The organism is Streptomyces sp. NPDC085931 (genome assembly GCF_044540565.1).
Taxonomy (GTDB): Bacteria; Actinomycetota; Actinomycetes; order Streptomycetales; family Streptomycetaceae; genus Streptomyces.
Genome location: NZ_JBITSK010000019.1, coordinates 38,010 through 52,833, shown reverse-complemented (window position 1 = coordinate 52,833; position 14,824 = coordinate 38,010). Strand labels below are relative to the sequence as shown.

The 14,824-nt window shown below is 67.0% G+C and carries 11 protein-coding genes; 4 read left to right on the top strand and 7 right to left on the bottom strand.

What is annotated here, in order from left to right:
* Window positions 1-199 precede the first annotated feature (199 nt).
* Window positions 200-1,174, bottom strand: a complete 975-nt coding sequence (locus tag ACIGAN_RS31575) for an alpha/beta hydrolase family protein (RefSeq protein ID WP_399862709.1) — start codon at window positions 1,172-1,174, stop codon at window positions 200-202.
* Between the two features lie 308 nt (window positions 1,175-1,482).
* Here ACIGAN_RS31575 and ACIGAN_RS31570 point away from each other — a divergent pair, with 308 nt between their 5' ends.
* Together ACIGAN_RS31570 and ACIGAN_RS31565 are read left to right on the top strand one after the other, a co-directional pair.
* Entirely contained in the window at window positions 1,483-2,295 is an 813-nt protein-coding gene (locus ACIGAN_RS31570) for a helix-turn-helix domain-containing protein (protein WP_399862707.1), read from the top strand.
* A gap of 627 nt (window positions 2,296-2,922) precedes the next feature.
* Window positions 2,923-3,321 (top strand): hypothetical protein, encoded by a 399-nt coding sequence (locus ACIGAN_RS31565; protein ID WP_399862705.1) that lies wholly within the window; start codon window positions 2,923-2,925, stop codon window positions 3,319-3,321.
* Here the strand turns inward: ACIGAN_RS31565 and ACIGAN_RS31560 are convergent.
* Both ACIGAN_RS31560 and ACIGAN_RS31555 read right to left on the bottom strand, forming a co-directional pair.
* On the bottom strand, window positions 3,303-4,568 hold the full coding sequence (locus ACIGAN_RS31560; RefSeq protein ID WP_399862703.1) for an ABC transporter substrate-binding protein: 1,266 nt from the start codon (window positions 4,566-4,568) through the stop codon (window positions 3,303-3,305). The genes ACIGAN_RS31565 and ACIGAN_RS31560 overlap by 19 nt on opposite strands.
* Before the next feature lie 129 nt (window positions 4,569-4,697).
* A complete protein-coding gene (locus ACIGAN_RS31555; protein WP_399862701.1) occupies window positions 4,698-7,109 on the bottom strand; it encodes a glycoside hydrolase family 3 protein in 2,412 nt (803 codons plus the stop codon).
* Window positions 7,110-7,459: 350 nt separating this feature from the next.
* On the opposite strand from ACIGAN_RS31555, the gene ACIGAN_RS31550 reads away from it, so the two are divergent.
* Complete coding sequence (locus tag ACIGAN_RS31550) at window positions 7,460-7,636, top strand: hypothetical protein (RefSeq protein ID WP_399862700.1); 177 nt, start codon at window positions 7,460-7,462, stop codon at window positions 7,634-7,636.
* A 16-nt stretch (window positions 7,637-7,652) separates the two neighbouring features.
* Here ACIGAN_RS31550 and ACIGAN_RS31545 read toward each other — a convergent pair whose 3' ends face one another.
* The 4 genes from ACIGAN_RS31545 to ACIGAN_RS31530 form a co-directional block, all read right to left on the bottom strand.
* Window positions 7,653-10,172: a family 78 glycoside hydrolase catalytic domain gene (locus tag ACIGAN_RS31545; RefSeq protein WP_399862698.1), complete on the bottom strand. Its 2,520-nt coding sequence runs from the start codon at window positions 10,170-10,172 to the stop codon at window positions 7,653-7,655.
* Between the two features lie 125 nt (window positions 10,173-10,297).
* A complete protein-coding gene (locus tag ACIGAN_RS31540) occupies window positions 10,298-11,101 on the bottom strand; it encodes a carbohydrate ABC transporter permease (RefSeq protein WP_399862696.1) in 804 nt (267 codons plus the stop codon).
* 110 nt (window positions 11,102-11,211) lie between these two features.
* Complete coding sequence (locus tag ACIGAN_RS31535; RefSeq protein ID WP_399862694.1) at window positions 11,212-12,096, bottom strand: carbohydrate ABC transporter permease; 885 nt, start codon at window positions 12,094-12,096, stop codon at window positions 11,212-11,214.
* A 101-nt stretch (window positions 12,097-12,197) separates the two neighbouring features.
* A complete protein-coding gene (locus tag ACIGAN_RS31530) occupies window positions 12,198-13,514 on the bottom strand; it encodes an ABC transporter substrate-binding protein (RefSeq protein WP_399862692.1) in 1,317 nt (438 codons plus the stop codon).
* 296 nt (window positions 13,515-13,810) lie between these two features.
* Between ACIGAN_RS31530 and ACIGAN_RS31525 the strand changes: the two genes are divergently transcribed.
* A complete protein-coding gene (locus ACIGAN_RS31525) occupies window positions 13,811-14,824 on the top strand; it encodes a LacI family DNA-binding transcriptional regulator (RefSeq protein WP_399862690.1) in 1,014 nt (337 codons plus the stop codon).

Here is a 14,824-nt window from a genome sequence, read left to right as displayed (position 1 = left end):
GCCGCGAGTACGCCAAGGAGTCGATCATCTCCGCCGTGCTCATTGCTTGTTGGTCGACAAGAGGCCGTGCGCAGGCCGAAGTGTTCGACGGTGTACCCGCAGTACACAGCCGTGCCCTCACTGTCCGGACGGTAGGAAGGTCTCGGTGCGATGAAGTGCGGTGAGCGGCGGCCGTCGTGCGGCCGCCGCCTTCGGGGAACTACCTCGTTTCGACCTTGGCCATCGGGTCTTCATCGTTCTCCAGGGCGTTCACCGCGTTCTTCCAGGACAGATCGGCCGAGTAGAGCTGGCTGCGCAAGTAGGCCCACACGAGAGCCCGCAGAGTCGCCACACGCTCGGGATTTTCGTCGTCCGTCTCTGCCGCGTCGTATCCGGATATGCCACCGAAGATGTGACCAGCGCCGTACATGGTCACCATGGTTTTGTTGCCGCCGGGGCTGGCCGAGTAGGCGTCAGCACGGTAGCTGAGCCGGTTGGAGAAGTTGGGGTTGAGGTCCTGATCGCCCACGATGATCAGGCCGGTGCCTGTCATCTGCTCGAAGTCGGTGTAATACAGCACCGGGTAGTTGGTCCTGGCCCACTCGGCGAAGTGCTCGTCGTTGCCGATGCCCGGAGCTCCGATGAGCACTCCCGCCTTGACACGGGAGTCGGAGAGGTCTTTCGGCCGCTCGTCGTCCGGGTCCAGCATCTGGGCACCGAGGAGCAGCGAGACGGTGTTGCCGCCCAGGGAGTGTCCTACGGCACCGACACGGTCCCTGTCGATCCGCCGTTCGGCAAGACCAGGGACGGCGGCCTCGATGTCGTCGAGGCGGTCGAGGATGTTGTGCATGTCGGTGGCGCGGTCACGCCAGAACAGGGGCGCGTCCTCGAGGTCGGTGTCGCGCAGACCGAGGGCCGTCGAGTCCAGGTGGGTCGGCTGGATGACCGCGAACCCATGGGCGGCGAAGAAGTTCGCCAGCGGCCCGTAGCCGTTGTAGGAGGACAGGAAGTTCGCCAGCCCGTGCCCGTGGGACAGGAGGATGAGCGGCAGGTCGGTGCCGGTCGCGGGGATCGACACCTTGACTTCCAGCGGCACGGGCCGGCCGGGAACGTCGAGGGTGACCGGGTGGTAGGTGAGGACGGGTTGCGACGCGTTGACCGGGATGTTGGCGGCGTCGCTGTACGGCTTGCTCATCGGAGCCCTTTCGAGATCGGTGTTGACATGGCGCCTGTCGTCACTGGCGGTAGGCATGGAACTGGCGGTCGTGGCCGCGAGCCTGAGGGACCATGGCCAGCAACGGCCGCCCGGCACCTGGGGTGGTGTGGACGGTGATCTCCGCAACGGTGCACAGATCTCGTCAGGTGTTCGTCCCGTGGTCTGACGGCAGGGGGAGGGCGACTGGCTCAACCGTCGACTGTCATGTCTCCCTAGCCCGACGGCTGCACTTGTCTTGCCGGGAACTGTAAGATCAACTGAACGAACCGAACTAGGGCGAAAATGACATGATTGAGTCCGCAGTCGATGCGCGCCGCAGGAGAGTGCGGTTCGGAGTCGAGAGCCTGGTTGTACGCGTTGCCGATCATGACTTCCCGACCGCTGTGCACGGCGGGTTCACCATCAAGATCACGCATGGCGGTTCTGCGCCCCCTTTTCAGTACCTCGGGCGGACCCAGGGCCCCCCTGTTCCTGGCACGGTGACGGTGGTCGAGCCCCATGAGGTCGTGAGCTGCCTCAATCAGCACAAAGCCGCCGCTGACGGCCAGGCCATCCTGCACCTGATGTTCCTTGACGCCGATCTGATGCCAGTCGGCACAGATCGGCCGCGCTTTCACAAGACGACCTATGCAGACCCCGGCCTCTTCAATGGCATTGCTGCGCTACACAGGGGTTTGGCGCACGGCGAGGACGAGTTGGATCTCGAGTCGTCGCTGATTCGCTTGCTGAACGTTCTGCTCGCCAGGCATGCGGATGCTCCCGGCGCAGTGAGTCCTACGCTTCGTCCTCGAGCGCTTCGTCAGGTACGAGAGATGCTCCACAGCCAACTGAACTCCAACATCAGACTCGACGACCTCGCGGCAGTCGCCGGTTGCAGCAAACGCCATTTGATCAGGAGTTTCCGGCAGGCCTACGGGGTTCCACCGCACCATTACCGGACCCTGTTGCGCTTGGCCGGCGCTAAGTCCATGCTGGCAGCGGGACGATCCGTGGCAGAGACCGCCGCCGAGCTTGGTTACTGTGACCAGAGCCAGCTCAACCGGCACTTTCGGCGGGAGTTCGGCATGAGTGCAGGTGGCTATGCCAGGACCGTGCGGTAAATCTGCGATGTCTTGGCTCAACTGCCACCTTGCCGGCCCCCATGGGGCAGCACTGACCGGTGGGCCGGGTCACGTCCGCTGAAGTGGTGCATCGACGGCCGCTCGGTGATCTCGGTCCGAGGCTATGCGGTGCGTTCGGTGGGCAGGGCCGGGTCGTCAGCAGGAGCGGCGGGGGCTGATGGCCGTCGGGCACCCACCAGCGGGTGCGCCACATCGGCCGCTCCGCCCTGATCCGATGTGGCTGGCGAAGGTGACTCGCTCGAATCAGCCCGCACCGACGCGCATCGACGAGGACATGCGGCGGCTCGCAGAGGAGGAGCGGCTCGCTGAAGCCGAAGACGATGACGGCTGGTAGTGCCGTGACCGAGAAGGTTCACCGGCTCTGGCCCTCCGCGGTAGAGACAGCCAGGTCGATTCAGTTGGTCAGAACGGAAAGCACGTCAGCGAAGGACATGGTCGAAGCGCAGGTCAACAGCGGGATATGGCATCCAGCCGTCACTCTACCGGCCGTCACCGAAGTTCAAGGTTTTCCGTCTAGCTGGCTGGAGGCACGGTCCTTCCGGGGCGAGACCCTTCGCCTCCAGCCCGACACGACGCTCGTCGCCAGTCGCTGTAGGGCAGCGAGGCATGACCGTGGATGCGGGCGTCGCTCTTGCACGGTTTGCGCCCTGGCGTCTTTTTCGTTGCGGTTTTCTTGGCGGGTTGCTTCTTCGCCGTCTTCTTCTGGGGCATGTCGTGGACGTCGGCGTCCTCGCCACGGTCCGCTCGTGCCTTCTGCACGGACTGAGTCAGGGCAGCCATGAGGTCGACGATCTGGCCCGGCTCCCCCTCCGCCTCCGGCTCCGGCAGGGCTGGTGGCTCGCGGTGCTCCCGCTTGGCCTCAATGATCTGCTCCAGGGCCTCCGCAGGCATGCCGGTTTGCCCGTGGAGCTGGGGCTGGATGGTGGCGGGCAGGAGCGTCGCGAGCACGCCGACGCGGCCGACAACCTGCTCCCGGGCTTTCCTGGTCAGTTTTCTTCCTGGTAGCTGAGATCCAGTGCCTTTAGAGCCTCGTCGATGTTCGCCTTCTTGGCGAACAGTTTCTCGATCTGCTCGAAGTGGGTCTGCTGGACGCCGGAATTGGGCCAGCGTTGATCCATGAAGGGAACGGTGGTGGCGGCCTTCTGACGTTCGGCGACTTCCTTGACCACACGGCTGACGTCGAAGGAGTCATTCGGAAGGGCGGGGATGGTGGCCCCGGTGCGGTTGTAGAGGTTTTGCCCTTCAAGCGAGCCCAGGAAGTCGATGAATTTCATCGCGGCCTCGCGGTGCGGTGTGTTGGTGTTCAGCCCGTAGGCGGCCGACACAGCGCCGGGCATCCGGGTCTGCCCTGGATCGTCGGTGGCCGGCAGCGCGTCCATGCGCAAATGCAGGTTAGGCGCAGTGGCCTGGAGAACGGAGAGCGTACTGGCGACCTGCACCATACCGACTGCCCGGCCTTCCGCCACCTGTTCCACAGCATCCTCGTACGTGGTGTCCAAGGGCTGGCGGCTGAAGCAGCCGCGATCGTTCATCTGAAGGTATTTCTCCAGAGCGGTGCGCCAGCCGGATTCGGCGAAGGTCTGTTTGCCCAGGGCCATCTGTTCGTCGAAGTCGGGCTGGTCGGAATAGACGGTCGTGGCCACGAGGGCGTAGGCGACGAGTTGCGTGACCCACGGTGTGGCGTTGCCGAGTGCGAAGAGCACCTTGCCATGCTGTTCAGCGGTGTCACACAGGTGGAGGAGTTCGCTCCAGGTGGTGGGTGCGGAGCCGCCGATCTTGTCGAGCGTCCGCTGGGAGTAGATGGCACCGATTGCGCTGAAACTCATGGGCACCACGTAGGTGATTCCGAGGACGTCGGTCACGGGTTTGACGCCTTGTGGGACGGTTCGGCTGAACGGGCGCAGGTTCAGTTCCTCCAGCAGGTTGTCCCGTTCGAGAGTGGCGACGGAGGCCGGATTTCCGCTGCCGGGCCAGACGGTGAAGATGTCGGGTGCCTTGTCGGTTCGGAGTTTGTGGGGAATGGCTTTCTGGAGGGTGTTGATGTCAGCGAAGCTGACCTTGATGCGGATGTCAGGGTTGTGGCGCTGGAAGGCAGCGATGACGCTGGTCATAGCGGCTTTGTCGGTGTTGCTGGCCATGATGGTGACGGCCGTGTCGTGGTCGGTTGTGTCCGCGAAGGTGCAACCGGCCAGCAGTGCGGTTGCGCCGGTGACTGCGAGTGCGGAACGGCAGAGGTAGGCGGTGACTGACACGGGTGGACTCCGATGGGATGAGCGCGGCTCACGGCCGGCGGGAGCCGAGGGAGTACGGGGAATGAGGGTGTGACTGTGCGTCACGCCCGCGCGGGTGCGGGGGCGTGACGCGGAGGGGCCTGGTTGTGGTCAGCCGATGGTCACGGTTCGCTGCGCGGTCAGGTCGCGGGAGGAGCGGGCGGTCGCGAGCGTGTAGGAGCCGGGCACGAGCGTCCAGGTACCCGCCTTCCAGACCGTGAGGTCCTGCGCGGGGATGGTGAGGGTGATCCGCTGGGATGCGGCAGGGGGCAGTGTGATCTTGTGGAAGGCGACGAGGCGGCGGGGTTCGGCGTCCGCCGTTGCCGGCAGGGTGGCGTAGACCTGGACGACGTCGGTTCCCTGACGGCGGCCCGTGTTGGTGACTGTGACGCTGAGGGTGAGGTGCTTGGCCGTCCGGTCGTAGGTGGCTTCGAGTGAGCCGTGGGTGAAGGTGGTGTAGGACAGGCCGTGACCGAAGGGGAAGCGCGGCTGCTGGCCCTTGGCGTCGTAGTAGCGGTATCCGATGGCGATGCCCTCGTCGTAGGAGACGGCGCCGTTCGTCCCGGGGTACGTCGCGGGGGTGGTGCCCGGTCCCTGGCCGGCGTCGGCGGGGAAGGTGACGGGCAGGCGGCCGGAGGGGTCGGCGTCGCCGAAGAGGACGGCGGCGAGGGCGGTACCCATGGCGCGGCCTCCGTACCAGGCCTGGATGACGGCTTCCACGTCATCCAGCCAGGGCGTGGCGACAGGTCCGTCGGTGTTGAGGACGACGATCGTGCGTGGATTGACGGCGGCGACAGCGGAGACGAGTCGGTTCTGGTCTCCGGGCAGTTCGAGGCGCTCGTGATCCATCGCCTCGCCGGCGACTCGGTTGACGAAGACGACCGCGGCGTCGGCGGTGCGGGCTGCCGCCACCGCTGCGGGGATGAGGGAGTCGGGTTGCCAGCCGAGGGTGAGGCCGCAGGTGCCGGGTTCGGCGGTGGCGTTGGTGTAGGTCAGTTCGACGGGGACGGGGCGCCCGGCGGTCAGTTCGGCGGTGCCGTGGAGGGGATAGTCGTAGGGGCCGAGGAAGAAGCGGCGCATCTGCCGGGTGCCGGAGACGACGGTCGTGCCGTTGATCTTGAGCGTGGCGGTTCCTGCGGGGAGCAGGGAGAAGCGGTGCAGGCCGGTGACGGTCGGAGTGAGGGTGCCGGTCCATTTCGCGGACCAGACGCCGGGCAGGCCGTCAACGGGAGTGGTGGTGAAGTCGACCGTCGCGTCGGTGCGGGTGGTGAGGACCGTGCCGGTGGCGTCGGCGCCTGCGAAGTAGGTTCCCGTCAGGCCGGCTGTCTCGTTGGCCGTGCGCAGGGCTGACGATGGGATGGTGGTCAGGGGGACATCGCCCTTGGTGCCTTGTGCGTGCGTGACCTTGACGGAGCCGCCGGCACGGGCACGGATCGCTTGCAGGGGGGTGGTCCAGGTGCCGGGGTCGACGTAGGTGGAGCCGGAGACGCCGGGGAAGGCGTCTGTGCCGGCGGGGCCGATGACGGCCAGCGAGGTCAGCGCCGCGGGCAGGGGAAGCGCCGCGGAGCGGTTGTGGAGCAGCACCGTGGAGGCGATCGCGGCTTCGTGGGCGAGGCTTCGGTGCTCCGGGGTGCTGGCGTCCGCAGCCGGGGCGGGCACGGGATGGTCGAACAGTCCGTTGGCGAACATCGTGACCAGGATGCGGCGGGCCGCGTCGTCGAGGCGCGAGCTGGGTATCGCACCTCCGGTGAGGGCCCCCGCGGGGATCTTGACGGCACCGGGGCCCAGTCCGGCGAGGTCCATGCCGGCTCGGGCGGCGGCGATCTGGTCGGCGCCGGCCCAGAAGTCGGGCACGGTGTAGCCCTGCAGACCGATCCGGTTCTTGACGTCGTTGAACAGGGCGGGGTGTTCGGTCGCGAAGGTGCCGTTGATCTTCGGGTAGGCCAGCATCACGGAGGTGGCCGGTGCGGCTGCGATGACGCGGCGGAAGGGCGCCTGGTAGATCTCGTGCAGAGCGCGGTCGGACACCTTGGTGTCGGTGAAGAAGCGGTTCGTTTCCTGCGTGTAGGCGGCGAAGTGCTTGACGGTGGCCGTCACGTTCCGGCTCTGCATGCCGACGGTGAGGGCCGCGCCGAGGCGGCCGGCCAGCAGTGGGTCCTCACCCATCGCCTCGGCCTGGCGCCCGAAGTGCCAGGTGCGGGTGAGGTCGACGGTGGGGCCGAGCAGGTTGTTGTAGCCCTTGGCGCGTCCTTCCGCGCCGATGGCGCGACCGATACGGGATGCCAGGTCCTCGTCGAAGGAAGCGGCCTGAGCGACGGGCACGGGGAAGGCGGTGACGCCCTTCTCGCCCCGGAGCCCGGCTGAGGCGTCGACCATGGCGAGCGCCGGGATGCCCAGGTGGGCGACGGCTGGGAAGTCGCACCGGACGAGGGCCTCCTTCTCCGCCGCCGTCATCTTTGCGAGCAGGGCGTCGGCTCGCTGCCGCGGGGTGGTGCCGGAGGCAGCGGCTGCCTGGTCGCTCATGGCCGGAGCCATAGTCATGGCCAGGGCGGTGAAAGTGGCGGCCGAGAGGAAGTTGCGTCTGTTCACAGCGGCTCTCCGGGCGGATGGGGCGGCTGCCCGGTGAAGGGCTGCCGCGAGTGGGGAGGGGACCGGCCGAGGGGTCAGGTTCACGGCCGGCCCCAGCAATGGGGGAATTGCCGCTTTTCCGAAGCATTCGCTGGACACGTCCCGAGGCGAGCGAATGCCAAGCCGGAGAAGACCGGGGATTAGAAGAAGCGCACAATTCAATGAACGATAAAGCTAGGTGTTGTTCTCAGTCGGGTCAACCCGCCTGCAGCATTTTCTCGGGAAACCCTCCACGAACAGCCAGGATGCAGTTCGCGGGTTTGAAACGGCCGCTGAAATTTCAATTGAAAAACGGCGAAGAACGATCCGCCATCGAGGTGATGAATGACATGCATCCACGCGCTGGATACACAAACCAGGAACAGGCAACAGGAAAGCCCGCCGTTTTCCCCGGGAGGAAATACGGCGGGCTTTCTGTTTGACTGACCTTCGCGCCTGTCAGGCGGCGCGCGCGGCGAGTTCCGTGGAGTCCAGGACGTGGTGACCGGGCCCCAGGAGGACCGGGGGACAGCCGGGCAGCTCGGCCGTGGCACGGCAGCCCTCGGGTACTTCGGCGTGCACGGTCAGTCCTGAATCGGTCGTCTCCCACGCCAGTGAGACTGTTCCGTAGGGCGTGTCGTGCCGGGTACGAGCCCAGGTGATCCCTCCTCCGGGGCGTGGGCGCAGGGCCACTTCGCGGTAGCCGGGAGCGGTGGCGGTGATGCCGCCGACGACCCGGTGCAGCCAGTCGGCGACCGCGCCGAGCGCGTAGTGGTTGAAGGAGGTCATGCCGCCGGGGTTGAGCGTGCCGTCGGGTCGCATGCTGTCCCAGCGTTCCCAGATGGTCGTGGCTCCCATCGTCACGGGGTAGAGCCAAGAGGGGCACTCGGTCTGGGTCAGCAGGCGGTAGGCGACGTCGAGATGGCCGGATTCGGTCAGCGCGTCGCAGATCAGCGGTGTGCCGACGAAACCGGTGGCGATGCGGGCGTCGTCGTCGAGGACCAGCTGGGCCAGGCGGTCACCGGCTGCCTGGCGTTGTTGCTGCGTCAGCAAGCCGAAGGCGAGTGCGAGGGCGTATGCGGTGGGGCTGTCGCTGGTCATGTGGCCGGAAGCGGTGACGTAGCGGCGGCGGAAGGCGTCGGCTGTTTCTTGTGCCAGCACACGGTAGTGCTCGGCGTCCCGCGCTTCGCCCAACTCCGCTGCGGTCAGGGCGAGGTGGTGTGCGGAGTGCGCGAAGTAGGCGGTGGCGACCAGGTAGCGGTCAGTGCGGCCGGCTGCCGGGTCGTCCGGCGGTGCCGCCGGGTCGAGCCAGTCCCCCAGTTGGAAGCCGGTGTCCCACAGTCGGCTCGGACCGGCGAGGCGTTCGACCAGGTCGACCCATGCCTTGGCCATGGGGTAGTGGCGGCGCAGCAGGCCGGGATCGCCGAAGCGCTGGTAGAGCGTCCAGGGGGTGAGGGTGGCGACGTCGCCCCAGGCGGCCCCGGGCTGGATCGGAGTCCACATCGGTTCTCCGGGGATGACGGGTACGTACCAGGGAATGGTGCCGTCGGGGAGTTGTTCCAGGGCGACATCGGTGAGCCAGGAGTCAAGCATGCCGACGCAGTCGTAGAGGTAGCTCGCGGTCGGGGCGAAGACCTGGAGGTCGCCGGTCCAGCCGAGGCGTTCGTCGCGCTGGGGGCAGTCGGTGGGGATGTCGACGAAGTTGCCGCGCATGCTCCAGACGACGTTCTCGTGCAGGCGGTTGATCAGCGGGTTGCTGCACTCGAACCAGCCTGTGCGGCGCATGTCGGTGTGGTACACCCGGGCCGTGACCGAATCCGGCGTCATCTTGCCCGGCCAGCCTGTGATCTCGGCGTACCGGAACCCGTGGAGGGTGAAGCGGGGTTCCCACGTGAGCGGTCCCTGTCCGGAGAGGATGAGGGTGTCCGTGGCAGAGGCCTCACGCAGGGGCCGGGTGGCGAGCTCCCCGCCCTGGAGGACTTCCGCGTGCCGGATCGTGATCTTCGCACCTTCCGGTCCGTCGACGGTGAGGCGGAGTCGGCCGACCAGGTTCTGCCCGAAGTCGAGCAGGTGGCGGCCGTCGTCGAGACGGGTCACGGTGGCCGGGGGGACTTCCTCGGTGCAGCGCACCGGTGGGCCTGAGGGCGCCACGAGTGTCGCCGGGTCGCGGGTATGGGTGCGTACGGGCGTCCAGTCGGCGGAGTCTGCATGGCTCGGCGTGGACCAGTCGGGGTCGTGGAGCCGTGCGTCGTAGGTCTCCCCTGCGTACAGGCCGCTGGTGAGGATGGGGCCCGGGCCGGCGGTCCATGTTCCGTCGGTGGCGAGGACCAGGGTGGTGCCGTCGTCGTACACCACCTCCAGTTGAGCGATCAAAGATTGGTCGGTGCCGTAGATGTTGCGGGTACCGCCGTCGAAGCCGTACACGCCGCGGTACCAGCCGTCGCCGAGCCACGCTCCGATGGTGTTGGCTCCCTGGGCGAGGTGGCCGGTGACGTCATGGGTGCGGTAGCGCAGCCGGTGGGGGTAGACCGTCCACCCCGGCGCCAGGGCCTCGTCTCCGACGCGCCGGCCATTGATCTCCACCTCGTACAGTCCGTGGGCCGAGACGTACAGGCGGGCGTGCGCCACCGGTCGGTCGAGGCGGAAGTCCTTGCGGACCCGGGCCGGGCGGCGCTCGGCCTGCGGGTCCTCGTCCCAATCGGCGCCGACGGGGACGGCCTGCCAGTGAGCCGGCTCCAGAAGGCCGGCTTCGACGACGCTGGGTTCACTCCATGCCGAGGGCTCCTCAGCGCCCGCTGACCAGACCCGGACGCGGACGGTGACGCGTTCGCGGGAGATGAGCGGTTCGCCCGGCCATGCGACGAGGACGTGGTCGGGCCCTTGTACGCGTCCCGTGCGCAGAACTGTTCCGGCGTCACGGTCGAGTCGCAGTTCGTAGGCCTCCTGGAAGCCGCAGCCGGGCGGCAGCGTCCACGTCAAACGGGGTGTGCAGACGCCGATACCCAGAGCGTCCGGGAGGTGCTCGAAGGTCACCGGGGAGGGCTGAGGGGGGTGCAAAGGGAACCTTTCGTCGAGGCGCGGATGGGTCGGCGGGATCGGGAGGGTCAGCCCTTGACCGCTCCCGAGGTGAGCCCCTTCATGACCTTCTGGTTGAGGAACAGGTAGATCAGGAGGGTGCCGAAGACGTTGATGCAGATGGCGGCGAACAGGGGGCCGTACTGGGTGGCGCCGAAGTCGCCGGTGAAGTTGAGCAGGCCGACCTGGATGGTGCGCAGGTCCTGGTCGTTGGTGAACGTCAGGGCGATGAGCAGGTCGTTCCAGATGAAGAAGAACTGCACCAGGCCGACGGTGAGGAGGGCGTTGCGGACCAGCGGGACGCTGATCGTCCAGAAGGCGCGCAGGATGCCGGCGCCGTCGATGGTGGCCGCCTCGAACAGCTCGCGCGGGACGGTGCGGTAGTAGGTGGCCATCATGAAGACGGTCAGCGGAAGGCCGGTGCCGGTGTAGGTGAGGATCAGCGGCCACAGGGTGCCGGACAGGCCCGCCTGGAAGTAGACGGTGAACAGCGGCAGCAGGATCATCTGCGGCGGGACCATCATGCCGGCGAGGAAGACCAGCAGGGTGAGGCTGCGGCCCTTCCACACCATGATCTGGAGGGCGAACCCGGCGGCGGTGCCCAGCAGCAGCATGAGCGCGAGGGCGGGGATGACGGCGAGCAGGCTGTTCTGCACGTACAGGCCGATGTTGCCGGTGGTCCAGGCTTCGGTGTAGTTGCCCCACTCCCACGTGGTGGGCAGGCTCCAGGTGGAGTTGTTGAGGTAGTCGTCGTTGGACTTCAGCGAGGTCAGGAACATCCAGACCAGCGGGTAGATCTCGACGACCAGCAGACCGGCGACGACGATTTTCACCCAGAGGCGGCTTCCTCGACGGCCGCGCCGGGGGCGGGGAGCCCGTGCGAGCGCGCGTCCGGAGCCGGGTGCGGAGGTCTTCACGGGTGTGTCGATGGTGGCCATGTGTGTCAGCCCTCCGTGAGGTCGCGCCGCGAGACGCGGTAGACGACCAGGCTCACCAGCAGGCACACCACGGTCAGCAGCAGCGCGATGGTGCTGCCGTAGCCGTAGTCGCTGTAGGTGAACGACGTCTGGAACATGTACAGGGTCAGCGGGGTCGTGTCGTTGCCGGGGCCGCCGTTGGTCAGGGCGACGATCGAGTCGAAGACCTTCAGCGTGCCGTTGATGCTGAAGATCAGCGACGACATCAGCACCGGCAGGGACAGCGGCAGCACGATGTGGCGGATCAGCTTCAGGCCGGTAGCGCCATCCAGGCGGGCAGACTCCAGGGTCTCGTCGGGGATGTCGACGAGACCGGCGAACAACAGGACGGCGTAGAAGCCCATGGAGCGCCAAATGTCCATCACGACCAGCACCCAGAACGCGCTGCCGGCACCTCCGAAGAAGTCGATCGAATCCAGACCGACCGCGTTGAGCAGGGAGTTGACCGGGCCGGTCTGCGGGGCGACCTGGAAGAACTTCTGGAAGAGCAGTCCGACCGCCACCGTGGGAAGGACCACGGGAAAGAAGACCAGGGTGCGGATGAGCGCCGAGGCGCGCTTGAGGAAGAAGACGTACAGCAGCGCCAGCAGGTAGCCGGCGACGACCTGCCCGACCGTGACGACGACTGCGTACTTCAAGGTGAACCACAGGGCGTCGTGGACGGCCGGGTCGTCCAGGAGCCGGGAGAAGTTGGCGACGCCGTTGCCGGTAAAGCCGTCGATGGTGTTGCCCTTGGTGAAGGAGTACCCGAGCGACCACACCATCGGGACCAGCATGATCAGTGAGTAGACGAGGAGGGCGGGACCGAGCAGGATCGCGACGGCCCTGCGGTCACCGAGTACGCGGTGCATGGATGGTGTCCACTTCGTTTCCGTTGAAGAGACCTGCCGATGGGGCCGGGGGCGGCGCACCGCTCACGCGGGGCTTGCCGGGGTGGGCCGCCCCCGGCCGGTCACTGGGTGGCCAGCGCGCCCTGCACCGTCTGCATGAACTGCTCGGGCTTCATGCTTCCGCCGACCAGGCTGGCCGCGTTGGTCTGGGACACGGTGGTGGCCTTCGTGCTGAACAGGGCTTCGAACCACAGCACGTTCTGCTTCGAGGAGCTGATCGTGTCGCGGACCTGGGTGGTGACCTCGTTGGCGTCCTTCACCTCGGTGTTGACCTTGAACCCCGAGATGGAGCCATGGTCCTTCAGCGCGGTGCTGCCGTAGTTCTTGGCGATGCAGGCGACCCAGTCCCCCGTCTTCTCGTCGAAGGACTTGGCACCGAGGGTGATGCCCAGGCCGACGTTGGAGGGGTACTGGTCGATCGAGCCCTTGCCCCCGGCGACGGCGGGGAAGGGCATGAAGCCGACGTTGTCGGCACCCACCTTGTTCTGCTTACTGTCGGAGATGTTGGCCAGCGCCCAGCTGCCCATGTAGAACATGGCGGCCTTGCCGGTCAGGAACTGGTTCATCGCGGTGTCGTAGTCGATGGAGCCGACGCCCTTGCCGAAGTAGCCCTTCTTGCCGAGTGCGGCGATCTCCTCGGCTGCCTTGACGTACTCGGGGTCGGTCAGCTTCGCCTTGCCGTCGGCCACCTTCTGCAGCGCGTCGGGGCCGAGGCTGCGGTAGAGGTAGCCGCTGATCAGTCGGGTCAGCGGCCAGCCCTGCTGACCGGAGGCGGAGAACGGCTGGACGCCCTTCGCCTGGAGCTTCGCTGCCGCCTTCGTCAGCTCGTCCCAGCTGCCGGGCACCTTCAGACCGTGGTCGGCGAAGATCTTCTTGTTGTAGAAGACGCCCTCGATGTTGTACTCGTAGGGCAGTACCAGGAGCTTGCCGCCGTAGAGGGCTTTGATCGTGGACACGGCGGCCGGTTCGAGCTGGTTCTCGACGCCCAGCTGCTTCAGCTTCGCCTCCAGGTCGGCGACCTTGCCCGACTTCGCGAGCTGCTGGGTCAGCGTCGGAGCATTGCCGGCCGCGAACTGCACCGGCAGCGCGTTCTGTCCGGCCAGCAGCTGCAGCTTCTGGTCCAGGCTCGCCTGCGGCACGGTCTCCACCTTCAGCGGCAGCGCCTCGTTCGCCATCCGGCATGCGCCCTTGGACATGGTCGTCAGAGCCGTCTTCACCGTGGTGTTCTCGGTGACGCTCAGGTAGCTGAAGTCCTTGGGCGCCGCGGAGGCGCCCCCGCCACTGCCGCCGCAGGCGGTGGCGAGCAGCGCGAGGGAAGCGGTGCCGGCGGTGAGCAGGCTCAGGCGTGTGTGACGGGTACGGGGCAGGCGTACGGACACGGGAACTCCCGGAAGGATCTCAGAGGAAGCGAGAGGAGAGCAGGTGCGGGTGCCTGGGGCAGTGAGTGGGCCCGACGACGGCACGAACAGAGTGTGTAAAACGTTCTCTACTGTGAGTGGGCAACACCCTGCACCTCGACACCGAGCGCGTCAAGACACAGCCGTGTAACGTTGAATTCATCAGGAGGAGGGCTTGAGCGCCCGAGTGGGCTACGGTGTAGACCGTTACACCTGAACCCAGGAGGATCGACGTGGCGACATCGGATGGGGCTGCGGCACCCAGGCAGAACAGACGTGTGACCATCACGGATGTCGCCCGGCACGCTGGCGTTTCCGTCGCCGCCGTCTCCAAGGTGCTGCGCAACGCCTATGGCGTGAGCCCGGCGATGAAGGAGAAGGTGACCGCAGCCATAACCGACCTGGGTTACCGTCCGCACGCGGCCGCGCGCGGCATGCGTGGCCGGACGTACACGATCGGCGTGCTGCTGGACAACGTCCGCAACGCCTTCTTCGCAGACATCCTCGACGGTGTACGGGAGGAGCTGAGGCAGAGCGAGTACACCGTTCTGATCGGCGCGGCCGGTTTCGAACCCGAGGAACAGGCCAGAACGATTCGGTCCATGGTGGACCGTCAGATGGATGGCCTGATCCTCATCGCACCGGGGACCTCGCGTGATGAGGTACTTGCCACCGCCGCGGCAACTCCGACTGTCGTCATCGGCCACCACGACACGTCCGACACCTACGATTCGGTCGTCGACGCCGACGATCTGGGAGCCGGCCTGGTCGTGGACCACCTCGTCGCCCTCGGGCACCGCGACATCGCCCTCGTCGCTGCCCCGGGCACCAAGGCAAACCGGTGGAAGCGCACCCCCGAGATCGTGCTGACCGACGGCTTTCTCCAAGCCATGGAACGGCACGGCCTGGCCGAGTATGCGCGAGTGCACCACGCCGCGTACTCCGACGAGGGTGGCTTCAAGGCGGGGATGACACTGCTGACCTCCAGCCGACCGCCGACCGCCGTCATGACCGGCGCGGACGTGGCCGCCCTCGGTATGTATCGGGCTGCCCACGAACTGGGACTGCGCATCCCGGACGACGTGTCGTTGGTCGGGTACAACAACACCGCGCTCGCCGCGCTGGCGCCTGTCCAGCTCACCAGTGTGGACCAGGCCGGCCACACCATGGGCTCCACAGCCGCCCGGATGCTCATCGAACGGGTGGAGGGCAAGCGGGACCGTGCCATGCGCACGACCATGGCACCCCGGCTGGTGGAGCGCTCCAGTACCGCAGCGCCGAGGAGCCGTTGA